This window comes from Streptomyces sp. NPDC006368 (assembly GCF_040612535.1).
Lineage (GTDB): Bacteria > Actinomycetota > Actinomycetes > Streptomycetales > Streptomycetaceae > Streptomyces.
In genome coordinates, this window is the sequence record NZ_JBEXQK010000023.1 from 58,952 (window position 1) to 80,696 (window position 21,745).

At 74.1% G+C, this 21,745-nt stretch carries 19 protein-coding genes and 2 pseudogenes; 8 read left to right on the forward strand and 13 right to left on the reverse strand.

Annotated features, from left to right (window positions below):
- The first annotated feature begins 132 nt into the window (after positions 1–132).
- Positions 133–1,032: a DUF4231 domain-containing protein gene (locus ABZZ38_RS18635; protein ID WP_356740995.1), complete on the forward strand. Its 900-nt coding sequence runs from the start codon at positions 133–135 to the stop codon at positions 1,030–1,032.
- A gap of 14 nt (positions 1,033–1,046) precedes the next feature.
- On the opposite strand, the gene ABZZ38_RS18640 is transcribed toward ABZZ38_RS18635, so the two are convergent.
- From ABZZ38_RS18640 to ABZZ38_RS18655, 4 genes and pseudogenes are all read right to left on the reverse strand, one after another.
- The gene (locus tag ABZZ38_RS18640; protein WP_356740933.1) at positions 1,047–1,529 is read right to left on the reverse strand and encodes a hypothetical protein; all 483 of its coding nucleotides are present in this window, start codon (positions 1,527–1,529) and stop codon (positions 1,047–1,049) included.
- 129 nt (positions 1,530–1,658) lie between these two features.
- Positions 1,659–2,561 carry a S1 family peptidase gene (locus ABZZ38_RS18645; protein ID WP_356740935.1) on the reverse strand — a complete coding sequence of 301 codons (903 nt, stop codon included), beginning with the start codon at positions 2,559–2,561 and terminating at the stop codon, positions 1,659–1,661.
- A gap of 284 nt (positions 2,562–2,845) precedes the next feature.
- Positions 2,846–3,635: pseudogene (locus tag ABZZ38_RS18650) on the reverse strand (DUF1684 domain-containing protein).
- Positions 3,636–3,655: 20 nt separating this feature from the next.
- Complete coding sequence (locus tag ABZZ38_RS18655) at positions 3,656–4,987, reverse strand: DUF5685 family protein (protein WP_356740937.1); 1,332 nt, start codon at positions 4,985–4,987, stop codon at positions 3,656–3,658.
- Positions 4,988–5,276: 289 nt separating this feature from the next.
- On the opposite strand from ABZZ38_RS18655, the gene sepF reads away from it, so the two are divergent.
- Positions 5,277–5,708, forward strand: coding sequence for a cell division protein SepF (sepF, locus tag ABZZ38_RS18660; RefSeq protein ID WP_356740939.1), 432 nt, complete (start codon positions 5,277–5,279; stop codon positions 5,706–5,708).
- A gap of 28 nt (positions 5,709–5,736) precedes the next feature.
- Here the strand turns inward: sepF and ABZZ38_RS18665 are convergent, their stop codons facing one another.
- Together ABZZ38_RS18665 and ABZZ38_RS18670 are read right to left on the reverse strand one after the other, a co-directional pair.
- Positions 5,737–6,930: an acyl-CoA dehydrogenase family protein gene (locus ABZZ38_RS18665; RefSeq protein ID WP_356740941.1), complete on the reverse strand. Its 1,194-nt coding sequence runs from the start codon at positions 6,928–6,930 to the stop codon at positions 5,737–5,739.
- Between the two features lie 108 nt (positions 6,931–7,038).
- Positions 7,039–8,751: an MFS transporter gene (locus tag ABZZ38_RS18670; protein WP_356740943.1), complete on the reverse strand. Its 1,713-nt coding sequence runs from the start codon at positions 8,749–8,751 to the stop codon at positions 7,039–7,041.
- Positions 8,752–9,163: 412 nt separating this feature from the next.
- On the opposite strand from ABZZ38_RS18670, the gene ABZZ38_RS18675 reads away from it, so the two are divergent.
- The gene (locus ABZZ38_RS18675; protein WP_356740945.1) at positions 9,164–10,189 is read left to right on the forward strand and encodes a phosphatase PAP2 family protein; all 1,026 of its coding nucleotides are present in this window, start codon (positions 9,164–9,166) and stop codon (positions 10,187–10,189) included.
- A gap of 93 nt (positions 10,190–10,282) precedes the next feature.
- Here the strand turns inward: ABZZ38_RS18675 and ABZZ38_RS18680 are convergent, their stop codons facing one another.
- The 6 genes and pseudogenes from ABZZ38_RS18680 to ABZZ38_RS18705 all read right to left on the reverse strand — a co-directional run bounded on the left by ABZZ38_RS18680 (position 10,283) and on the right by ABZZ38_RS18705 (position 15,938).
- The gene (locus ABZZ38_RS18680; RefSeq protein ID WP_356740947.1) at positions 10,283–10,498 is read right to left on the reverse strand and encodes an I78 family peptidase inhibitor; all 216 of its coding nucleotides are present in this window, start codon (positions 10,496–10,498) and stop codon (positions 10,283–10,285) included.
- A 376-nt stretch (positions 10,499–10,874) separates the two neighbouring features.
- Positions 10,875–11,840 (reverse strand): YafY family protein, encoded by a 966-nt coding sequence (locus tag ABZZ38_RS18685; protein WP_356740949.1) that lies wholly within the window; start codon positions 11,838–11,840, stop codon positions 10,875–10,877.
- Between the two features lie 59 nt (positions 11,841–11,899).
- Positions 11,900–12,721, reverse strand: a complete 822-nt coding sequence (locus ABZZ38_RS18690) for a hypothetical protein (RefSeq protein WP_356740951.1) — start codon at positions 12,719–12,721, stop codon at positions 11,900–11,902.
- On the reverse strand, positions 12,718–14,001 hold the full coding sequence (locus ABZZ38_RS18695) for a glycosyltransferase family 4 protein (RefSeq protein ID WP_356740953.1): 1,284 nt from the start codon (positions 13,999–14,001) through the stop codon (positions 12,718–12,720). Before ABZZ38_RS18695 ends, ABZZ38_RS18690 begins: the two co-directional genes overlap by 4 nt.
- An 84-nt stretch (positions 14,002–14,085) precedes the next feature.
- Positions 14,086–15,415, reverse strand: a pseudogene (locus ABZZ38_RS18700) (ABC transporter substrate-binding protein).
- Positions 15,390–15,938, reverse strand: a complete 549-nt coding sequence (locus ABZZ38_RS18705) for a hypothetical protein (RefSeq protein WP_356740997.1) — start codon at positions 15,936–15,938, stop codon at positions 15,390–15,392. Before ABZZ38_RS18705 ends, ABZZ38_RS18700 begins: the two are co-directional and overlap by 26 nt.
- A gap of 93 nt (positions 15,939–16,031) precedes the next feature.
- Between ABZZ38_RS18705 and ABZZ38_RS18710 the strand changes: the two genes are divergently transcribed.
- From ABZZ38_RS18710 to ABZZ38_RS18720, 3 genes are read left to right on the forward strand one after another with little or no spacing between them, the layout of a single operon-like run.
- Complete coding sequence (locus ABZZ38_RS18710; protein WP_356740955.1) at positions 16,032–16,448, forward strand: hypothetical protein; 417 nt, start codon at positions 16,032–16,034, stop codon at positions 16,446–16,448.
- 3 nt (positions 16,449–16,451) lie between these two features.
- Entirely contained in the window at positions 16,452–19,067 is a 2,616-nt protein-coding gene (locus tag ABZZ38_RS18715) for an ATP-binding cassette domain-containing protein (RefSeq protein ID WP_356740957.1), read from the forward strand.
- Positions 19,068–19,107: 40 nt separating this feature from the next.
- Positions 19,108–19,794 (forward strand): ATP-binding cassette domain-containing protein, encoded by a 687-nt coding sequence (locus ABZZ38_RS18720; RefSeq protein ID WP_356740959.1) that lies wholly within the window; start codon positions 19,108–19,110, stop codon positions 19,792–19,794.
- Here the strand turns inward: ABZZ38_RS18720 and ABZZ38_RS18725 are convergent.
- Complete coding sequence (locus tag ABZZ38_RS18725; RefSeq protein ID WP_356740962.1) at positions 19,778–20,338, reverse strand: transglycosylase family protein; 561 nt, start codon at positions 20,336–20,338, stop codon at positions 19,778–19,780. The two genes, ABZZ38_RS18720 and ABZZ38_RS18725, sit on opposite strands and share 17 nt — an antisense overlap.
- Before the next feature lie 197 nt (positions 20,339–20,535).
- On the opposite strand from ABZZ38_RS18725, the gene ABZZ38_RS18730 reads away from it, so the two are divergent.
- The gene (locus ABZZ38_RS18730; protein ID WP_356740964.1) at positions 20,536–21,339 is read left to right on the forward strand and encodes a hypothetical protein; all 804 of its coding nucleotides are present in this window, start codon (positions 20,536–20,538) and stop codon (positions 21,337–21,339) included.
- Between the two features lie 44 nt (positions 21,340–21,383).
- Positions 21,384–21,683 carry a hypothetical protein gene (locus ABZZ38_RS18735; protein WP_356740969.1) on the forward strand — a complete coding sequence of 100 codons (300 nt, stop codon included), beginning with the start codon at positions 21,384–21,386 and terminating at the stop codon, positions 21,681–21,683.
- Positions 21,684–21,745 lie beyond the last annotated feature (62 nt).

Sequence of the window (21,745 nt, forward strand, 5' to 3'; positions counted from 1 at the left end):
GCGTGCACATGAAACAAAAGCGTCGCGCCAGTATTCCCCGACCGCCCCGGAACCAGCCATTCCACCGATCGAGTGACGACAAAACAGCAGACGGGGGTGCGCATGACCGGGTTTCAGGCTCCACTGCACAGCATGGTCTTCCGCAACGCGGATCTGCCGGCGCTGTTCCACCGCGCCGACGGAATCGCCATCGCCCGGCAGCGTGAGGCGATACGCGACACCCGGTTCCAGCTGCTCCTGCTGGTGCTGGGCGCCTGCCTGGCGGCGGTGCCGGGCGGCTGGCGGCTCGGCTCCACGTTCCACCTGGCCGGCGCGCTCAGCGCGCTGGCGTACGCCGGGGTGCTGCTGTTCGGCTATCGCGCTTCGCGCCGGCGAGCGAAGTCGCACTGGCAACTGAACCGCTCCGCGGCCGAGTTCATCAAGTCGCTCTGCTGGCGTTACGCGGTGCACGGCGCGCCGTTCGACACCGACTCCCGCGACGCGGAGGAGGTGTTCCTCACACAGCTGGAGGCGGGGCTGGGCGAGCTGCGGAAGGTCGGCTGGCCGGACCCGCGGGAGGAGGGGCACGACGCGGGGGCGGAGCTCATCACCCCGGCCATGCGGATGCTGCGCGACAAGCCCTTCCGGGTACGCAAGGAGACGTACGTGCGGGACCGGCTGATCGAGCAGCGCACCTGGTACCACAGGCGAACGGAGGTGTCGCGCCGGGCCACCGCCCTGTGGCGGGCGACGACCGCCGTGCTCACCCTCCTCGCGCTCTTCCTCGGCGTGCTGCGGACCTTCTCGGCCGGCGAGTCGACCGCGCTCGCCGGACTGCTGTCGGCCGCGGCGGCGTCCTGCGTGGCGTGGAGCGAGATCCGCCGCCACCAGCCGCTGATCGCGGCGCACTCGCTGGTGGAGGAGGACCTGGCGGCGATGCACACCGCGATGGAGACGACGGTCGGTGAGGACCGGTGGGCGGCGGCCGTGTACGAGACCGAGCGCATCGTCTCGCCGCAGCACACGGACTGGCTGGTCCAGCACCGGCGCTGAAGCGGGCGCCGGCGTCAGGCCCTCTCGACGCCCGCCCGCCAGATGACCGTCACCGGTTTGCCCAGCTCACGGGCGTAGTGGACGATGTCGCCCGTCCCGCCCAGGCCCCGGGCCGGGCGGCCGTCCCAGACGGCGAGCAGCCGGTCGCAGTGGTCCGCGATGTACGCACCGGCCGCGTAGTACGCCTCGTCCGTGGAGTGCGGGAACGCCATCCGGACCTCCCTGGTGGCGCGCTTCCTCAAGCACCGGTAGCGGGCCAGCTCGGCGGGGTCGGCGAAGCCCTCCTCGTAGTCCCCGCTGGGAATGACGGCGACCAGCCCCGCGCCGCAGGCGAGGGCGATGTCGGCGAACAGCTGGTCCGCGCCGACCGCGAGGCTGGACAGGGCCTCCAGCGCGCCGGCGTCATGGCCGCGGAACGCCGCGCGGATCGCTCCCCGGACATGGGCGTGGAGCTCGCCGGGGATGTCCCTGTGGCCGGTCACTCCGATGCGCTTCATCCGCCCCCGCTCCCCTGTGGCCGACCACCCTCACATCCCCTCCAATGTGGTCGTCCACGCACAGCACGTCGAGTCCCCGGCCGGAATCCGGCCGGGGACCCATGGGCGTTGCTCCGGTCACCGCAGGTGTCAGTAGACGCTGACCCCGTAGGCGCTCAGGGCCTCGGTGACCGGCTGGAAGAAGGTCGTCCCGCCGGAGGAGCAGTTGCCGCTGCCCCCGGAGGTGAGGCCGATGGCGCGGCTGCCGGAGTAGAGCGGGCCGCCGCTGTCGCCGGGTTCGGCGCACACGTTCGTACGGATCATGCCGTAGACGATGTCGCCGCCGCCGTAGTTCACCGTGGCGTTGAGACCGGTGACGGAGCCGCTGTGGGTGCCGGTGGTGGAGCCGCGGCGGGTGACGGACATGCCGACGGTGGCGTTGGCGGCGCTGGTGATGTCGACGTTGCCGACGGTGCCGGGCTTGGCGACGGAGGTGTTGGAGTAGCGGACGATCCCGTAGTCGTTGTTCGGGAAGCTGGAGCCCGTGGTCGGGCCGAGGACGGTGGTGCGACCGGAGTTGGAGTACCAGGTGCCCGCGCCGTCGGTGCAGTGTCCGGCCGTCAGGAAGTACGTGGTGCCCGCGCTGTCGCGGACGTTGAAGCCGAGGGAGCAGCGCCAGCTGGAGGCGTAGATGGCGTCGCCGCCGGAGATGAGCTTGGTGAACCTGCCCGGGGTGCGCTCGATGCGCAGGGCACCGGCGTTGGCGCCGGCTTCGCGCTTGATCTTCGCGATCTCGGCCTGGGAGACGGTCGAGTCGGCGGTGACGACCAAGGTGTTGGTCTTCGGGTCGACATGCCAGGCGGTACCGGCCACGTCGGCCTCGACGAGCGCCGAGCCGGCGGCGGACAGCTGGGTGGCGCTGAAGGTCCGGGGCGAGTCCGCGTTCGCGGCGGGGACCGCGAGGGCGGCGGCGGAGACCAGACCGACGGAGACGGCGAGCAGACGGGTGCGTCTGGTCATGGCGCTGCGGGGGGTGGTGCGCTTGATCCTCACTTCTCGTTCCTCCCGAGGGGAATCGGGGGCCCGCCGTGGGGGGTCGGGCCCGTGAGGCGCAGTCAGGTTCGCCGAGGGCTCGGTGCGCCTGCGGGGCGTCGCCCCTTCGGCTCCCTCGCCCCGGGCACGGCGGTGTCCGGATGTCGAACGTGCCGTGCTCCTGACAAGCACTGCACGGGAGTATTGGCCGGATCACCTACCGCCGCAAGGGTGTCTTCCGGAATTTTCCGCACTGCTCCCTCCGCCCGGACAGGGCACCCCGCTCCGGACGACCGTGGGAACGATCAGCCGCCCACCACCCGCCGCTCCCCCGCCGGGACGGGCACCGGGAGGGTGTTGCCGGGCGGCGGGAACGGACAGATGAAGTGGTCGGCGAAGGCGCACGGCGGCAGCAGCGCCCGGTTGAAGTCGACCCTCACCCACCCCGCCGTCGGGCGTGGGGGCCGGCGGGCGCAGGAAACGGAAGCGGTACGAGCCCTTGCCGCTGGTGGCGTCGGCGAAGACGGCCCAGAGGGAGCCGTCGTCCTCGACCTCGACCCGCAGCGTGTGCTCGGCGCCGTCGAGGACGAAGACGAGCTCGCCGGACAGACCGAGCCGGCGCTCACGCCCGTCGGCGTTCTCGACGCGCACGCCGCGCTCCCGGTCGTAGGGGCGGAACGTCCCGGGTACGGCCCAGCGCCGGTCGTACCGGGTGGCCTCGATGCCCCTGAAGGCACGCCGCGCCGGGGCCTTCAGTCGAAGTCGCGGACGGCCCAGAGCCCTTCGCGCCGCAGCACACCAGTCGTCGCTCCCCGGCCGCGAGGCGCGAGCGGGGGACCGGGGCGTGGTCGGCGGTCAGCCGGACGTCCCCGGTCAGCGGCGCACCGTCGACGGTGATGCCGTCCGCGGCCGTGGCGGTCAGGACCACGTGGTCACCGGCGTCGCGCCAGGTGCCCGGGAGGGCCGGGATCCGGCCCTCCCGGGTGGTCCCGAAGCCAGGGTTCCGGTGAGGGAGAGGGGGCCGTGGGGCGCCGAGACGGAGGCGGTGCGCTGCTCGTGCCGGCGCTGCCGGTCCTGCTGCGCGTCGCTGCTCATACGGCTCACCCTACGGACCGTCAGCAGCCGTCGCAGGGGCAGCAGCAGTCGCAGTTCGGTCCGCAGTCGCAGTCGCGGCAGCAGCCCTCGCGCTTCTTGCGGGACCAGGGGCCCTCGTACTCCTTGGCGCAGCAGATCCGGCAGGTGCAGAAGAGCCCGGTGAAGGCCGCGCACCCGGCCCAGAAACCGCGCGGCTGGGGCTTGGGGGGCCGGCCGCCGAAGCCGGGGGGCAGCCCGCCACCGGAGCCGCCGTGGCCGCCGCCGGGCCCGCCGGGCCCGCCCGGACCGCCCGGACCGCCCGGACCGCCGGGGTGCCCGCCGCCGTACGGGTTGGGCGCGCCGTAGGGCCCGAAGCCGCCGCCCTGGTGGGGGCCGCCCTGGTGCGGTTGCTGAGGCGAGCCGTACCCCGGCCCGCCGTACCCCTGGTCGCCGTACCCCTGGTCGCCGTACCCCTGGTCGCCGTACCCCTGGTCGCCGTACCCCTGGTGCGAGCAGCTCGCCGTGGAGAACGCCCGGTCCACCGACCGGCGCAGCTCGTGCGCGAGCAGCACGTGCAGCAGCTTGTCGTCCACGAACTCCGCGTCGCGCAGCGCCAGCCGTATCCCGTGCAGCGCGTCGTCCGCGAGCCGCCGCGCCTCCGCGAGCGAGGTGCCGGTCGCCGTGAGCGGGTTCCAGGCACCCGACGCGGCGTCAGCTTCCCGGTCCTCCACGGCGTCCAGGAGATGCGCGAGCCGGCCGAAGAGCCTTCCGGCCTCCGCCAGCGGCGCTACGTTCCGCTCCTTGCCGGCCAGGACGGCGGTGTGCGCGAAGGCGGCGGCGGTGGCCGTCTCGGTCGGTTCGGTCACCGTCAACAGCGGTGTACCGGGACCGGCCAGCGCCTCGATCCCGCCCTGCCGGTCCACCGCGTCGACCAGCACGGCCGTGTCGAAGCCCAGCTCGCGCCCGGCCCTGGCGCCCGCCCGGTCCCAGCCGCGGGCGACCTTGCGGGCGGCGGCGGCCATCGGGCGCCGGGCCAGCAGCCCGTCGCGGTCGGCGACATGGTCCCGGACCTTGGCCGAGGCCAGCACCAGCGAGACGGTGGCGGCCAGCCGCGCGCCCTCGCCACGGGCGACGGGTGCGGTGCGCAGGGCCCGCAGCGGGCAGGGGCCGGCCGTGCGGCGCGCGGCGGGCCCCCGCTCCGTCTGAGCCTCCGTCAGGACCGAGACGATGAGGCCGTCGTAGTTGGTGGCGATACGGGCGAACTGCCCGTGATCGGCCCTCAGAGCCAGGCAGAGGCCGCAGAGATGGGCCATCCACTCCGCCTTCAGCCCGTCCGTGAGGCGGTGCGTGCAGGGCCTGACGATTCCGAACACGGTGTTCCCCCGAGTGTTGTTCAAGTGAGCGGCGGGCATCGTATCGGCCGGAAACCGTTCACCCGTACGTCCGCTCGCTCACCCGTCTGGCCCGAATGTCATATATGAGTTGCGGAACCCCTCCTTCAGGGGCCCTACGCCTGCAGAATCTTGACGAAACGCCACATCCTCTGCACCAGTACCGTCACGAATCCCCTGCGCGGCGACTATCCACTTGGCGCGCGATCCGCATGATGGACGACCATAGGGATAGCGGAACCACAAGTGACCGCGACGAAAGGAGGCGTCCATGGGATCGGTGCGCAAGGCGAGTGCATGGCTGGGTCTCGTCGAGGACAGCGATGAGCGTTTCTACGACGACGAGTACGCCGAGAGCGACCGTGGCGACGCCTGGGTGACCGACCCGCGGGTGCGGGTCGCCTCCGAGACCGCTCAGGAGGAGGGCCGCCGGATCGCCACGGTCTCCCCGGACGGCTTCCGGGACGCCCGGAACATCGGCGAACTCTTCCGGGACGGCGTCCCGGTCATCATGAACCTCACCGCCATGGAGCCCGCCGACGCCAAGCGCGTGGTCGACTTCGCGGCCGGCCTGACCTTCGGGCTGCGCGGCTCGATCGAGCGCGTGGCGACCCGGGTCTTCCTGCTGACGCCCGCGAACACGGAGATCGTCAACGGGGAGCCCGGGGCCCGTACCGGGGACGGCTTCTTCAACCAGAGCTGACGGGCGGGGCCGCTTACCGGCAGACGGCTCAGCGGAACGCGTCGAGCCCGGTGAGCGCCTTGCCCAGCACCAGCTGGTGCATCTCGACGGTGCCCTCGTAGGTGAGCACCGACTCGAGGTTGGTGGCGTGCCGCATGACGGGGTACTCGAGGGAGATCCCGTTGGCGCCGAGGATGGTGCGCGCGGTACGGCAGATCTCGATCGCCTCCCGTACGTTGTTGAGCTTGCCGAAGCTGACCTGCTCGGGGCGGAGCTTCCCCGCGTCGAGCCGGCGCCCGAGGTGATGGGCGAGCAGGATGCCCTTGTGCAGCTCCACCGCCATGTCGGCGAGCTTGGCCTGGGTGAGCTGGAATCCGCCGATCGGCTTGCCGAACTGCTCGCGGGTGCGCGCGTACGCGAGCGCCGACTCGAACGACGAGCGCGCGGCGCCCATGGCGCCCCACACGATTCCGTAGCGGGCGTGGCTCAGACAGCTGAGCGGCCCCTTGAGCCCGGTGACGCCGGGCAGCACGGCGTCCGCCGGCAGCCGTACGTCGTCCATGACGAGCTCGCTGGTCACACTGGCCCGCAGCGACCACTTGTGCTTGATCTCGGGCGCCGAGAAGCCGGGGCTGTCGGCCGGTACGGCGAAGCCGCGCATGCCCTCGTCGGTCTGCGCCCACACGACGGCCACCCCGGCGACGGAGCCGTTGGTGATCCACATCTTGCGGCCGTTGAGCACCCAGTCCGTGCCGTCCCTCTTGGCGTGCGTGCGCATCGCGGCCGGGTCGGAGCCGTGGTCCGGCTCGGTCAGGCCGAAGCAGCCGATGGTCTCGCCCGCCGCCATCGACGGCAGCCAGCGCTGCTTCTGCTCCTCGGAGCCGAAGCGGTGGATCGCGTACATGGCGAGCGAGCCCTGGACGGAGACGAGGGAGCGGATGCCGGAGTCGGCGGCCTCCAGCTCCAGGCAGGCCAGCCCGTACTGGACGGCGCTCGCGCCCGCGCAGCCGTACCCCTCCAGCGACATGCCGAGCGCGCCGATCGAGCCGAGTTCGCGGGCCAGCTCGCGGATGCCGGGCAGCTCCCCCTTCTCGTACCAGTCGGCGATGTGGGGCAGCACGCGGTCGCGGGCCCACGTGCGGACGGTGTCGCGGACCGCGAGGTCCTCCGGCTCGAGCAGGTCGTCGATGCCGAGCGGGTCGCGGGGGTCGAAGGGCGGAAGCTGCTTCGCGGGTGCGGACATGGCGGACCTCCGGGGCGGCTTCTAAAACTAGCGCCGTTAGTTACAGTGTGGCGCCGACGTTACGACGCGCCGTGCCACGCGTCCAGCCCGCGGCCCGCGCGCCCGGGCTCAGTGTGCCGTACGCCCCGACCCGGCCGGTTCGACCGGCTCGCGGCACGCGGGCACATGGGCGTCGGGCGCCGCCGCGTACGTCCCGGGCCGCCGCTCCGGACCCGGGGCACGGGTGGCGGGTACGGCCTCGGGCTCCGCGGGCGCACCGCCGAGGCGGGCGTCCAGGTCCGGCGGGCACTCCATCGCGCGCGGGAGCCGCAGCGCCATCAGGGCGCCCAGCAGCAGCAGGCCGGCGCTCACCAGGAGAGTGACGTGCAGTCCGTGGACGAACGAGTGCCGGGCGGCCGTGCGCAGCGCCTCGCCCGCCGTACCACCGAGCTGGGCGGCCACCTGGTAGGCCTCGCCGAGGGAGTTCCCGGCGGCCGTGCCGGCGGGCGCGGGCACCCCCGGCACGGAGGTGAGGCCCGGCGCGTACGCCGCGTTCATGACGCTGCCGAGCAGGGCGATGCCCATGCCCGCACCGAGCTGGTAGGAGGTCTCGCCGATCGCCGCCGCGCCGCCCGCGCTGTGCGCCGGGGCCTCGCTGAGCATCGACTCGTACGCGCCGAACAGCGTGGTCTGGAGCCCGAAGCCGAGCAGCACGAACCCGGCGGTGAGCAGCAGCGGCCGGTCGTCCTGCCCCATCAGGAGGAGCAGGAGGACCGCACCGGCCGTGAGGACGAAGCCCCAGCCGACCATCCGGCGCGGACCGACGCGACGCAGCGTGTACGAGCCGGTGGCGCCGGCGGCCATGGCGGCGAAGGTCAGCGGCAGCAGCCGCAGCCCGGTCTCGACGGGGCTGAGCCCCAGCACCAGCTGGAGGTACTGGACGGCGATCAGCTCCAGTCCGACCAGGGCCAGCATGGCCAGCACGATGCAGCCCACGGAGGTCGTGAAGGTGGCGCGCGCGAACATCCGTATGTCGATCAGCGGGTGCGCGCGGCGCTTCTGCCGCCGTACGAACACGATCAGCAGCGCCGCGCCGAGCGTCAGCGGGCCGAGGGTGCCCGCGCTGAGGACGGAGTCGTCACCGGCGCCGAGGCGCTTGACGCCGAGGACCACGCCCATCACGCCGGCCGCCGCCATGAGCGCGCCGAGAACGTCCCAGGGGCCGTCGCCGCTGCCCTTGGACTCGGGCAGCAGCCAGCGGCCGAGCGGCAGGATCAGCGCCATCAGCGGGATGTTGATCAGGAAGACCGAGCCCCACCAGAAGTGCTCGACGAGGAATCCGCCCAGCACCGGTCCGGTGGCCGCGCCCACGGCGGCCACGGCGGTCCAGATGCCGATCGCGGTGGCCCGCTCGCGCCGGTCGGGGAAGACGGCGCGCAGGATGGACAGGGTCGCCGGCATGATCATGGCGCCGCCGACGCCCAGCAGGGCGCGCGCGGCGATCAGTACGAGTGGGGTGTCCGCGAACGCCGCGAGCGCCGAGGCGACGCCGAACAGTCCGTAACCGGCCAGCAGGACCTTGCGCCGCCCGAGCCGGTCGCCGAGCGTCCCGAAGAGGATCAGCAGTGAGGCGCAGACGAGCGGGTAGGCGTCCACGATCCACAGCAGCGCGGTGGAGCTGGGCCGCAGATCCTCGGTGACGGCGGGGACGGCGACGTGCAGCACGGTCGCGTCGAGCGCGACGAGCAGCAGGCTGACGCAGAGGACGAGGAGGACGACCCAGCGGTTGGTACCGCCGCCGGCGGCGCGCAGCCGTGCTCCGGCCGTGGTCGTCGCGGACATGTACGTACCTCCCACAGATGGACCCCTCGCTCTCGGTGGGCACCGGCCGGAGGGGGATGTCCTCCGGGGCGGCCCGGCATCGACGGGCGAGTGAGCCGTCAGCGTACGCGAGGTCGGACGGGTGGCGCGTGGCCCATCTCTCACGCGGGCGGGCGCGGGAGTGTGGCGTACGCCACTCCCGCAGCCGGGGTGTCGTGGGGAGAAATCCGCGTGACCGCACCCCGTTGGCCATTTCCGCGTCGGACAAACACACTTCCGCCCGCAGGTCCGGCGGTAATAGGACGCAAGCTCCCCGACCTTTATGGATAAGCGGGGAATAAGCAGGTGGCTGAGACACACTCCACATCACATCGTCATCACAAAGAGACCGGATCGGCCTGGGCCGACACTCACTCGCTGTAACGTCGATTGGGTGCGTACCGACATCTTCGCCCGGCTGGACCGGGAGCCGGAGCCGCCGAAGATTGAGATCCCGCGGATGAGCCGCACCCGTCTCGCCCTCTTCGGCGGGACGTCGGCGTTCTATCTCGCGATCGTGGTGGCCGTGCTCGTCTCGTCGTGGCTGGTGACCCTCGACTGGAAGGTCATGCTTTTCCGGCCCTATCAGCAGTGGCCGGAACTGCACGCGACGCTCGACTACTTCGTGGTGCTGGGCCAGCGCGGCCCGACGGCGGTGATGGTGGCCGCCTGGCTGGGCTGGCGCTCCTGGCGTCAGCACAGGCTGCGCCCGCTGCTGGTCCTGGGCGCCGCGCTGCTGCTGCTGAACGTCACGGTGGGCGCGGTCAAACTCGGCCTCGGCAGGCTCGGGCCCCACTACGCGACGCAGATCGGCTCCGCCGAGCTGTTCGCGGGCGGAGATATATTTCCCTCGGGACACACCGCCAACGCGGTGGTGACCTGGGGAATTCTCTCGTACCTGGCCACCACGCCGCGCACCCGGCGCTATCTGTCGGCCCTGTCCGCCGTGGTCGCCCTCGGCGTCGGCCTGACCACCGTCTACCTCGGTACGCACTGGCTGAGCGATGTCCTGCTGGGCTGGGCCGCCGGTCTGCTGATCCTGCTCGGGCTGCCGTGGTGCGAGCCGCTGATCGCGCGCGCCGAGGCGATGATCCTCGCGGCGCGCGGGCGGCTGCGCGAGGCGCTGCGGGCGCGCCGGCGCGGGGCGCCCCCGGTACCCGTGGCGGCGGGCGGGCTCCGGCCGGCCATACACCCGCAGCGGACGCCGGCGCCCTGCGCGGCGGACGGCGAGCCGGTCGCGGAGCCGGTGGGCCCGTCGGTGGGCGCGGGCAGCACCGGCCGTGCGGCGCCCGTCCGCACCACGCTCGCCCAGCCGCGGCCGCACGCGGTGGTGCGCTCGGAGCGGACGCCGGTCACCCCTGCGGGCACCCGGAGGCCGGGGCACTCCCGGCCGTACGACGGACGGCTGACGAGCGGCTGACGCCCCGCGGCCCACGTCGGACGCGACGCAGGACGAAGGCCCCGGCTCCGGTCGGGGCCTTCGTTGTGCCCCAGGGGGCCTCTTGATGGGGCGTCAGCCGACCCAGCAACGGGTGACGATGTCGTCGTCCACTTCGAAGTTGATCCGGCCCGAGACGAACTCCATGGTGATGATCGTGCCGGGCGGCAGCGACCGCACGGTGGTCCAGCCCCGGGACCGGGCGACCTGCTCGGCGTCGCGTTCGTCGAGGCCCACGTACGACTCGGGGGTGTCGTCGGGCTGAGCGGGAGGGGTGGGAATCGGTGCCATGCCCTCACCGTAGGCGGCGGCGCACAGTGACGGAAGCCGGAACGGCGGGTGGCCCAGCATCCTCCGATAGCTCACCGGTCACACTTGTGTCACAGGATCTCGACACGTGTTTGAGTGCAATTCTTCACCTTTCCGGGTACGACCCCTACCCGATCCCGGCGAATTCCGCACGCCGCCACGCCCTCTGGCCGGATGTAATTCCAGCGGGCCCGGGAATGCTGTTCGAGCACCTCACCACGGGAATGGAAAGACACCGGAACCCACCGCTCCCCCACCGAATTCACACACCTTCCGCGAGGCGGCGGCGAGCGGCCCGCGTGGGAACCGGCCCGCGTGGACGCCATGGCCCCCGGCCGGATAGGCGGGGACACACCGGCTACGCGGACCGGTCCAGAGCGCGGGAGAGGCGGTCGCGGACCGACCGGATGTGGTCGGTCAGCCCGCGCGGTTCGATCACCTCGAACTCCAGCCCCGTGAACACCACGTGCACGACAAGAACGTCGAGGCTCGCGGCGCCGGTGCGCAGCAGGCAGGTCGTCCCGCTCTCCGCTTCCAGGGTGCCGTCCGAAGGGCCGATGACCCGCGCGGCCTCGGCGATCGGCGCATGGATCCGGATGACGGCCCGCGCCGCGTACGCCGCCGTCGACACGCCCTTCGAGACGTAGGCCGCGAGGTCGTCGGCGGGCGGCTCGCGGGGCGGGAAGCGCGGCCCGTGCGGCGGCCTGGGGACGATCCGGTCCGCCCGGAACGTACGCCAGTCGGAGCGGTCCACGTCCCAGGCGACGAGGTACCAGCGGCGCTCGGTGCACACGAGGCGGTGCGGCTCGACGGTGCGGCGCGTGGCCGAGCCGTGGTGGTCGCGGTACTCGAAGCGCAGCCGCTCGCTGTCCCGGCAGGCGTGGGCCAGCTCGGTGAGGACGGACGGATCCACCGGGGACTCGGGCGTGCGCAGCATGGGCACCGTGAACGCGGTGAGCGCGCCGACCCGGCGGCGCAGCCGGTCGGGCAGCACCTGCTCCAGCTTGGCCAGGGCGCGTACGGAGGTCTCGCCGACGCCCTCGATGCCGCCGCCGGCCGCGGTGCGCAGCCCGACGGCGACCGCGACCGCCTCGTCGTCCTCCAGGAGCAGCGGCGGGAGCGCGGCGCCCGCGCCCAGCTGGTACCCGCCGCCCGTGCCGGGCGTCGCGTGGACCGGGTAGCCGAGCTCGCGCAGCCGGTCCACGTCACGGCGTACGGTGCGGGGTGTGACGCCCAGGCGGTCGGCGAGATCGGCGCCCGACCAGTCGCGGCGGGCCTGGAACAGGGACAGCAGGCGCAGGAGTCGTGCCGAGGTCTCCAACATGGGGGTGAGTCTGCCCGCCCTCGCGGACAGCTACGGTCCGCGATGCCGCAGGCCACCCGTCACGGGCCGGTCACGCGTACGCAGAGGTCGTTGTCGGTCGTGTAGCAGGGGGTGGCGGTGTACCCGTCGCCCCGGTGCGCCGGGTACACATGGATGTTCCTGCGGTCCCAGATGTCATCGAGGACGCGGGAGACTCGTACCGGCTCCGCGTCGGTGCCGGGGCGCAGCCACAGCTGCCACAGCCGCTGCCCCTCTCCCGGCCGTGGCTGCGTCCGGTCGTCGTGCGCGAGGGTGTCGTACGCCAGGGTGAAGGCGAAGGCGCCCTTGTCCCCCGTGGCAGGCACCCGGTGGACCGTTCCGCCCAGCCGCGCCTCGGCCACCGCGCCGCCGCCGAGGTGCGCGCCGTACAGCGTGCCCTCGACCGTGCAGGTGCCCGCGCCGAAGGTCAGGTCGCCCGCCTCGGCGTGCGGGGCGCGCACCCAGCCGCGCACGGCGAGCCGTCCGTCCGCCGTGGGGTACGGGACGCGAGCGGTGACGGAGCCCTCCTCGGCGGGGACCCGGTCGACGAGGGCGCGCAGGTCCCGGATGCCGGGCTCGACCGCCCGGCCGCCCACGGACACGTCCCAGCGGCCCTCCGCGAGCTCGTGGGCGGCGGGCAGCGTGGCCCGCACCCGGCCCTCGCCGACGGCGGTGAGCGGCAGCCGGGTCTCGTCGGAGGGGGCGGTCCCGCCGCGCCGGCGCAGGACGAGGACGGGCTCGGCCGCGTCGACGGCCGCCGCCTCCAGGGTGAAGGTGAGGCCGCCGGTGGTGTCGGCGAGGCAGTCCGCGCGCGGCGGCGCGCCGGGCGCGGGGGCCGGGGTCGTGGCGTCGGTGCCGGTCATGCGGGCTTCCCCTTCCGGAGCACGTCCGCGGCCTTGTAACGCACGGTGTACGCGGCGTCGAGCACCGCGCCGCGGGCCCGGTGCAGGGCGTCGCGGGCCTGGCTGCGGGAGCGGCCGTTGGTGCCCCGGGCGACCAGCTCGGCGAAGAGCGCCTCGTGGCGCTCGGCGATCCGGGCCGGGTCGAAGCGCTCCGACGCGGCCAGCGCGGCCTGTCCCGTCCGGCGGCGCAGGTCGTCGTCCTGGATGAGGCCGAGCAGCGCGCCGGCGATGGCGTCCACGTCGCCGACGGGGACGAGTCGTCCGTCGACGCCGTCCTCGATGATCTCGCCGGGGCCGTGCGGGCAGTCCGTGGAGACGACCGGCAGGCCGCAGCGCATCGCCTCCACGATGGTCATGCCGAAGGATTCCAGGCGGGAGGTGACGGCGGCGATGGAGCCCTTGACCCACTCGGGCTCCAGCGGGTTCGCCGGGCCCATCAGCAGGACGTGGTCGTGCAGGCCGCGCTCCTCGATGAGGGCGCGCAGCGCGTTCTTCTCGTTGCCGGTCGCGTCGCCTGAGCCGTAGATCCGCAGCCGCCAGTCGGGGCGGGCGGCGACGACCTTGGCGAACGCCTCGACCAGGAGGTCGTAGCGCTTGACCCGGGTGAGCCGGCCGGCGGCCACGACCCACTTCGCGGTGGAGTCGGCGGGCGGGACGCGCGGCGCGGGGACGCTGTTGGGTACGGCGTCGACGCGTACTCCCGGCAGCCTCAGACCGCGGCGGTAGGAGCGGGCGTCGGCCTCGGTGACGGTGGTGATGGCGTCGAGCAGGGTGTAGCGGTGGCCGATCTCGCGGCGCAGCCGGTAGCCGTGGCTGTCGAGCGTCAGGTGCTCCTGGCCGACCCGGACGGGGCCGCGGCGGGCCTGGCGGGCGATGTGGATGTTGAGGCCGGGGCGGGTGCCGACGACGACGTCGGCGTCCAGGGTCCTCAGGTGGGCGGCGATGCGGGCGTCGGTGAGGCGGCTGTACTGCTTCCAGCGGCCGTCGCCGCGCGGGAAGACCCTGGCGGGCTTCCGGTGGTCGGGGTGGTTCCCGTCGTAGTCGGGGCTGTTCTTGCGCAGGTCGACCAGGTGCTTGAGGGTCACACCGGCGGGGGCGCCGAGGGTCGGCTCCTCGCGGTGGCGGAAGACGGAGACGATCTCGACGTCGTGCCGCTCGGCCAGGGCGTGGGCGAGGTTGAACGTCGTGCGGATCGTGCCGCCGATTCCGTACGCGTTGTGGAGCAGAAAAGAAATACGCATCGCGTTCGCCGCGTCCCCCTGGTTCCGCGTGTTCAATGGTCGTCAGGCATGGACTTTACTTGGGTTCCCCGCGATGGCGGGCCGTCAGGGCCGGTAGCCGAGCTGGGGCACGCACGGTGGCGCAGTTCGCGGCCATGTCGCCGCCCTGGGTGACCCAGCCCCGTCCGTCCTGCCAGCGGGCGACCGACAGGCAGGTGCGGCGGCTCCCCGGTGGCTCCGGGAGCCGCTCGAAGCGGACCGGCAGGAGCAGCCCGCGGGCGGTGTACGGCTCGTCCCGGTTCATGAACCGTTCGACGCACGCGCGCGTGAGCCCCTTCGCGGTGCAGGAATCGGCCGCGTCCGTGAACCACATGGCGGCTGCCCACCCTTCGAGCGCCCACTGGGACACCGGCGCGTCCTTCCGGTGCTGCTTCATGGCGTCGCGGAACTCCCGTACGGCCGGGTGTGACGTCTCGTCATGGTTGCGGCTGGCTCCGGTCGCCCACAGGGCGTTGCGGCAGCGCGGCGCGGCGCGGTAGTCGCGTGGCACGGCCTGGTTCCAGCTCTGGACGTTGGTGACCTTGGCGGTGACGGTCATGCCGACGGCGTCCATCGCCTCGCACAGCCGGGCGTTGCCGTGCGCGTCCAGGGCGTCGAAGACGAGGTCGGCGCGGTGTGCGCGCAGGTCCGCGGCGACGGCGCGGAAGTTCGGCAGGGCGAAGTCGACCTGCTCGGTGACGACCCGGTAGCCCTCCGCCCGCAGCCCCCGGGTGATGAGTCGGGCGTACGCGGCGGAGGACGCCTGGTTGTACGCGACGACGGCGGCGGTGCGGGCGCCGTGTTCGCGCTTGAACCAGCGGTAGACCTCGGTGCCGCCGGTCAGGGTGCCGTTCCAGCCGGGCTTGCCGCCGGTGCGCGGGGCGGAGCTGCCGTAGATGCCGTACAGGTGCGGATAGGTGTCGTAGGCGGCACCGATGGGCTGGCCCCCGATGTCGGGCACGCCGGCCTCGGCGACGCGCGGCGCGCCCGCGTAGTCGAAGGCGGTGGTGGCGACGAGGGCGAAGACCTCTCTCTCGTCGACGAGTTCGTGCACGCACTCGTTGTTGCCGACCCCGCTGCCTCCGTCGTCGCAGGTGACGACCTCGACGCGGCGGCCGTCGAGACCACCGCGCGCGTTGAGGGCGGCGAAATACGCCTGAGCCCCGTCGCGGGGCCCGGTGAAGGCGGCCCCGCCGACGGGGCTGGTGGCGCTGGTGATGATGCCGATACGGATCGGGTCAGCCGCGCCGGTCGTGCGCGCCGGCGGGGCCGGCGTGAAGTCGCTCTCCGGCAGACGGCTGCCGCAGGCGGCTCCCAGCAGCACGGTCAGCGACGCGGTCAGCGCCAGGAGCGCCGCCCGCCGCGGGGCATCAGCAGCCCGGCGCGGCGGACGCATCGGGGCTGAGCTTCACCAGGGCGCAGAACGTCTTCGCGGAGACCTTCCAGGCGTCCTTCTGGTGGACGGCGGTTCCCTTGGAGTCCGTCAGGACCGGGTTGCCGTCGATGAGCAGGTCGTAGGTGACATCGGCCCGGGTCGCCGAGGTGAAGGTGACGTTCGTGACCTCGGCGGACGTCCTGGCGGCGTTCGGGTCGCCGGAGAACGCGGCCAGGACCGGGCGCAGCGCGTCACCGTTCTCCAGCGCCCTGACCTTGGCGTCGGTCGACGCGTTCGGGTCGAAGAAGGTCGTCCATGCCTTCTCGATCTCCTGACGGGCCGCGGCCGGGTCGGCGGGCTGGTTCCGGTCCCCGGTCGCCTGCGGGGACGTCGCCCGGGTGTCCTGCGGGGAGGCGGTGGCGGGGGACTGCTGTGCGTCGCCGCCGCCGTCGCCACAGCCCGCGGCGGCCGGGGCCAGGACCAGGACGGCCGCGGCCGCCAGTGCCGCGGTGCGGGGGTGCTTGCGAAACCTCTTGTGGACCATCTGGCTCACCGCCGGGTTCCGGGGACTGTGGATTTTCGGTCCTATCTGGGCATAGTGCAAGGAATCACCCCCCACCGCCAGCGGAGGCCCGGGATGCCGACATCGCGACTGCTGTGGTGGGGCGGGATCGTGGCCGCCGCCTCGGGCGCGGTGCTGTGCGTGCTGGGCTGGTACGGGGTGTCGGGCGAACGGTTCGCCGAGCGGCAGATCCCGTACCTGGCGTCGTGCACCGTGCCGGGCGCGGCGCTGATCGTGGCGGGCGCGGTGCTGCTGGCCGGCGTGGCGTGGTGGCGCCCCGGCGAGGAGCGCCCGGAGCCCCCGGCCGAACCGCCGGCCGGTCCCGAGGCCGCGACCGGCTCGCGTCCCGCCTCCGACGCCGCGCCGGTGCGGGTCCCGGGCGGGACGCTGGCGCACCGCCCGGACTGCCCGCTGGTGGTGGGCAAGGCGGACGCGGTGCCCGTCGGGGACGCGCGGCTGGACCCGTGCCCGGTGTGCGAACCCGAGAGCTGACCGGTGTCCCCGCTGACGTACGAACTGGTCCTCGCGGGGCTCGCCGTGGGCGGCGCGGCGGCCCTGACCGGCATCGGCCTGATCGTCACCCACCGCGCGACGGGGGTGCTGAACCTGGCGCACGGCGCCGTCGCGATGGTCTGCGCGTACGTGCTGCGCCAGCTGGTCGTCGAGTGGGGCTGGCCGCTGCCGCCCGCGGCGTGCGTGACGCTGCTGCTGGTCGCTCCCGGCATCGGGCTGGTGCTGGACCGGGTGGTGTTCCGCCCGGCGGCGGTGCTCGGATCGGATCCGGCGACGACGCTGGTCGCGTCGATCGGCGTCTTCGTGCTGCTGGTCGGCGCCGCCGCGCTGCTGTGGGGCGGCGGCGCCCGGGACGACGCGCCGGCGCTCCTCGGCGACGACCCGTGGCCGCACCTGGCGGCGGCCGTGCTGCTGGCGGGCGCGGTGGGGGCGGTCACCCGCCGGACGCGGCTGGGGCGGGAGCTGCGGGCGGTCGTGGACAACCGGGAGCTCGCGGCGCTGGGCGGGATCGACGCGGACCGGGTGTCGGCGGTGGGCTGGGCGTTCGGGTCGTTCACGGCCGGCCTGACGGGCGTGCTGCTCGCCCCGTACGTACGGCTCGACCCGTACGGGCTGCCGCTGCTGGTCGTCGAGGTGATCGCGGTGGCGGTGGTGGCCCGGATGCGGAGCCTGCCGGTGGCGGTGGTGACGGCGCTCGTCGTCGGGGTGGGCCAGGCGCAGCTGACGCGGTTTCACCCGCCCGGGTGGGCGGGGCCGCTGGTGCAGGCGGTCGCCACGAACCTGTTCGTCGTCGCCCTGCTGGTCGCCGCGCTGGTGCTGCCGGGCGTGGGGGCGCGGGACGCCCTGCCGCGCGCGTCGACGGCGGGCGCGCGGGTGCCACCGGGGGTGTGGGTGGTGGCCGGGGTGCTGTTCCTGCTGCCGCTGGGCTTCGCCGGGACCGACCTCCACACCGCGATCCAGGTCCCGGCGCTCGCGGTGATCCTCCTGTCCCTGGTCGTGGTCACCGGCCGGGGCGGCCAGATCTCGCTGGGGCAGGCGGCGTACGCGGGCCTGGGCGCGCTGTTCACCGCGCTGCTGGCGGCGGGCCGCTTCCCGGGCCTGCCCGGGCTCCCGGAGCTCGCCGCGCCGGCGGTGGCCGTCCTGCTGGTCGCCCCGCTGGGGCTGCTGACGGGGTGGCCGGCGATCCGCCGCCACGGCCTGGCGCTCGCACTGGCCACACTGGCGGTGGGGGTGGCGGTGAGCCGGTTCGTCTTCGCGCAGCCCTACGCGACGGCGGACCTGTCGCTGTCGCGCCCCGCCGGCTTCGCCACGGACCGCGCCTACTACACCCTGGAGCTCGTCGTCCTGTCCGCCGCCCTCCTGCTCGTCGGGGCCCTGCGCAGGGGGCGCACGGGCAGGGCGCTGGCGGCGCTGCGCGACCACGAGCCCGGCGCGGAGGCGGTGGGCGTGGCGGTCCCCGCCCTGAAGCTCCTCGCCTTCGTGGCGGGCGCGGCCCTCGCGGCCCTGGGCGGCGCGCTGCTGGGCATGGGCCTGCGCGCCTTCGACCCGTCGGCGTACGACCCGGTGCGCGGGCTGCTCTGGTTCGCGGCGGTCCTGGTCCTGGGCGCGGACAGCCTGCTGTCCCCGCTGGTGGCCGCGGTGCTCGTGGTGGGGCTGGACGCGGGCGCGGGCGGTGGCGCGGCGGCGGCCGTGATCGGCCTGCTCGCCACCCTGACGTCCCGCCTCCCCCCGCTGACGTCCCTGCTCCGGCCCCGCCGCCCCGGGCCACGCCCGCCCGCGGGACGTCGGCCCCCGGTCGCCGACGGCGGGCACCCCCCGCGGAAGGCCCTGCGCCCCACTCCCCCACCCGCGTCGGCGCACGCCCGCCGCCCCGCGCACGCCGACGGCGCCCCACCCCCCGCGAGCGGCCCCGTTCGCGGTCTGCGCGCCCACCGCCTCACCCTGCGCTACGCGGGTGTCACCGCCCTCGACCGGGTCGACCTCCACCTCCCGCCCGGCAGGCTCACCGCCCTCGTCGGGCCCAACGGCGCCGGTAAGAGCACCCTCTTCCACTGCCTCGCCGGCACGGCGCGCCCCGCCTCCGGCCGCGTGACGCTCGACGGCGTGGACATCACCGACCGCCCCGCCCACGCCCGTACCCGGCTCGGAATCGCCCGGACGTTCCAGGAGCTCGCCGTCTTCGCGTCGCTCACGGTCGAGGAGAACGTACGCGTCGGTGCCGAACAGGGCCGTGTGCGGGGCGAGCGGGACCCGCACCACGTCGAGCAGGCGCTGCGCCTCCTCGGTCTCACCGCCGTACGCCACCTCCCGGCGGCCGGGCTCTCCACCGGCACGCTGCGCCGCGTCGAGGTCGCCCGCGCCCTCGCGGGCGGGCCGCACACCCTGCTGCTGGACGAGCCCGCGGCGGGCCTGGACGCCGCCGAGGCGGCGGCCCTCGCGCGCGTGCTCAAGGCGCTCGCGGCGGACGGGACGGCCGTGCTCGTCGTCGAGCACGATCCGGACCTCGTCGCGGACATCGCGGACACCGTCCACGTCATGGAGGCCGGACGGATCGCCCCACCGGAACCGGTCCGTGAGGAGCGCCGTGAGGAGCTGTGAGGGGAGCCGTGAGGAGCCGTGACGACATGAGCACCGAGACATGAGCATCGAGATCGAACTGCGCTCCGCCCGCGTGCGCTACGGCCCACTGGAGGCCCTGCACGGCGTCGACCTGCCGGTCCCCGCCGCCACGCTCACCGTCCTCCTCGGCCGCAACGGCTCCGGACGTACGACGGTGCTGCGCGCCCTCGCCGGCACGGTGCCACTGGCCGAGGGGCGGGTCCTGTGGCGCGGCGCCGACGTCACGCGCCTGCGCGCGCACGAACGCGCGCGCCGCGGCCTGTGCTTCGTACCGGACCGGCGCGCCCTGTACCCGTCCCTCACCGTCGCGGAGAACCTCGCGCCGGGCGGGGCGCGGCGCCCGGACCTCGCGCCCGCCCTCGACGCGTACCCGGACCTCGCGCCCGCCCTCGACGCGTACCCGGAGCTGCGCCCGCTGCTCGACCGTCGCGCCGGCACGCTCTCGGGTGGCGAGCAGCGGATGGTCGCCCTGTCGCGCGCGCTGTCGCCCGGCGCCCGGGTGGTGCTGGTCGACGAACCGGCGCTCGGCCTGTCCCCCGCCGTCGCGGCCCGCACGTACGGGCTGCTGTGCGCGCTGGACGCGGCCGTCGTCGTGGCCGAGCAGCGGCTGCCCGCCGGTCTGCCGCCGGGCACCCTCGTCCATGAACTGCGGCGCGGCGCGCTCGCCTTCAGCGGTCAGGCCGGCGAGCTCACGCGGGGAGCGTGAGCATCATGCCGGGGCGGATCCGGTTCGGATCACTTCCGATGAGGCTCTGGTTGGCCTTGTGCAGCGCCTTCCAGCCGCCCGTCACCTCGAACCGCCGCGCGACGGCGGACAGGGTGTCCCCGGGCTGGACCACATGGGCGCGCCCGGACAGGCCGTACTTCTTGGAGCAGGTGGGCCAGGCGCCCCAGCCCTGCCACCGGAGCACCTCCTCGGCGACCTCGATCTGCTGCTGCCGGGTCGCGAGGTCGGCCCTCTTCGCGTACGTGAGCCCGCCGTACGCCTCCCAGGTCGACTGCTTGAACTGCAGCCCCCCGTAGTAGCCGTTGCCCGTGTTGAGGTGCCAGCGGCCACTGCTCTCGCAGTGGGCGACGCAGCCCCAGGGCCACTGGTCGTCGGCGCAGTCGGCGAGCGGGTACGCGGGCCCCGGCCCGGGCGCGGGCGGCGGCGGGTGGTGACCGGCCAGCGCGGGGCCGGCAGCGGCACCGTGCAGGAGCAGCACCGCCGTCGACACGACAGCCGACGGCCAGAAACGATTCTTCGGCACCCGCACACGCTAGGCACCCCCGCCCCGCCCGGTCCCGTCGCCGCGCGGGGCGGGGGCGGAGCCCCACCCGGTCGGACGCGCGCGCGACACACACGGACCTACGCGTGACCCCGGCCGCGCTTCACCCGTTGAGCTCTTCATGAGACGAGCCGGGAACCGCCCGGCATCGACACGTACACGAGTCCGAGGAGCCACCCGTGCCGCGCATGCTCGACGTCAGCGAGGACGTACGCGCCGAGATCGGCGACGAAGAGGCCGACCGGCTGCTCGCGGGCGAGAACGCCCCGGGCAGCTACGACTGCACCTCCTGCCGCACCCCGGGCGACTCCGAGCAGGAACGCACCAGCACCGTGCTGTTCGTCGGCGAGGAGACCGCCGTCCTCGCCTTCGCCCACGCCACCTGCATCCCCTCCCAGGTCGTCAAGGTCGCCGAGGAGCACCTCCAGGGAGCCGTCCGCTCCATCACCGGCCAGCACAGCCAGGAGCGGCCGGCCGCCCCGGCCACGACCGCCGTTCCCACCACCGGTGAGCAGGCCGTCCTGGGCGTCACCAGCGGTCTTGTCCTGATCGACAACGAGCTGCACCCGGCCCTGGTCGTCGAACCGACCGCGCCCATCGCCCGTCCCGGCCGGACCAGCGGCGGCGACGAGTTCCTGCCGCTGCTGATCGAGCAGGGCTTCCTGCCCGTGTCGAACGTGAGCGAGAAGCCGAGCCCGCTCCCGGGCTGGTCGGTGCTGCTCGCCATGGGCCAGCTGCACGCGATCCTCCAGCCGGGCACGGGCGGGGGCAGCCCGGTCGCGTGGTGGCAGGCCCACCAGCCGCTCCAGGTCACGGAGGGCTGGCGTGCCGCGGCGAACAAGTCGCACACGGTCCTGGTCTTCGCCGCCCCGGTCGGCTCCATCGGCCAGCAGCCGCGCGAGGACCTGCTGCGCGACGCGCTGGAGAAGGCGGCGGCCGACGGCCGCCTGGTCGCCGCCGCGCTGCCGCTGGCCGGCACGTGACGGGCAAGCCGCATCCGACGGGCGGCCGGGTCGTTGGCACATACGTGCACCCATACGAGCCCTCCCGCCAGCCGTTCCACCAGATCCCCGCGATGCGCCCGTCGCAGGACAGCTTCTCCGGCGCCTCGGCGACGCCGATCTACGACGCGCTGTACTCCGAGTACCTGAGGACGTTCAGGACGCTGCCGGGCGACCGGAGCGGCGAGGAGGACCTGGGGTTCAAGTCCTTCGGTACGACGTCGGCGCACCGGCCGGTGAGCTCGTACCCGAGCCAGACGGGGACGTGGCAGCGGCAGCACCACCACGTCCCGGCGGCGCTGCCACCCGCCCGCAGAGGATTGTGAGGCACGACGACGGCGGGGCCGGAGCGAGAGAACTCGCCCGGCCCCGCCGTCGTCGTACCGAA

Coding starts and splice junctions, on each gene's coding strand:
- sepF (WP_356740939.1), top strand. CDS start 5,277: ATGGGATCGGTGCGCAAGGCGAGTGCATGGCTGGGTCTCGTCGAGGAC.
- ABZZ38_RS18690 (WP_356740951.1), bottom strand. CDS start 12,721: ATGACCGGCACCGACGCCACGACCCCGGCCCCCGCGCCCGGCGCGCCG.
- ABZZ38_RS18670 (WP_356740943.1), bottom strand. CDS start 8,751: ATGTCCGCGACGACCACGGCCGGAGCACGGCTGCGCGCCGCCGGCGGC.
- ABZZ38_RS18705 (WP_356740997.1), bottom strand. CDS start 15,938: ATGGTCCACAAGAGGTTTCGCAAGCACCCCCGCACCGCGGCACTGGCG.
- ABZZ38_RS18665 (WP_356740941.1), bottom strand. CDS start 6,930: ATGTCCGCACCCGCGAAGCAGCTTCCGCCCTTCGACCCCCGCGACCCG.
- ABZZ38_RS18640 (WP_356740933.1), bottom strand. CDS start 1,529: ATGAAGCGCATCGGAGTGACCGGCCACAGGGACATCCCCGGCGAGCTC.
- ABZZ38_RS18680 (WP_356740947.1), bottom strand. CDS start 10,498: ATGGCACCGATTCCCACCCCTCCCGCTCAGCCCGACGACACCCCCGAG.
- ABZZ38_RS18635 (WP_356740995.1), top strand. CDS start 133: ATGGTCTTCCGCAACGCGGATCTGCCGGCGCTGTTCCACCGCGCCGAC.
- ABZZ38_RS18695 (WP_356740953.1), bottom strand. CDS start 14,001: ATGCGTATTTCTTTTCTGCTCCACAACGCGTACGGAATCGGCGGCACG.
- ABZZ38_RS18685 (WP_356740949.1), bottom strand. CDS start 11,840: ATGTTGGAGACCTCGGCACGACTCCTGCGCCTGCTGTCCCTGTTCCAG.
- ABZZ38_RS18720 (WP_356740959.1), top strand. CDS start 19,108: ATGAGCATCGAGATCGAACTGCGCTCCGCCCGCGTGCGCTACGGCCCA.
- ABZZ38_RS18710 (WP_356740955.1), top strand. CDS start 16,032: ATGCCGACATCGCGACTGCTGTGGTGGGGCGGGATCGTGGCCGCCGCC.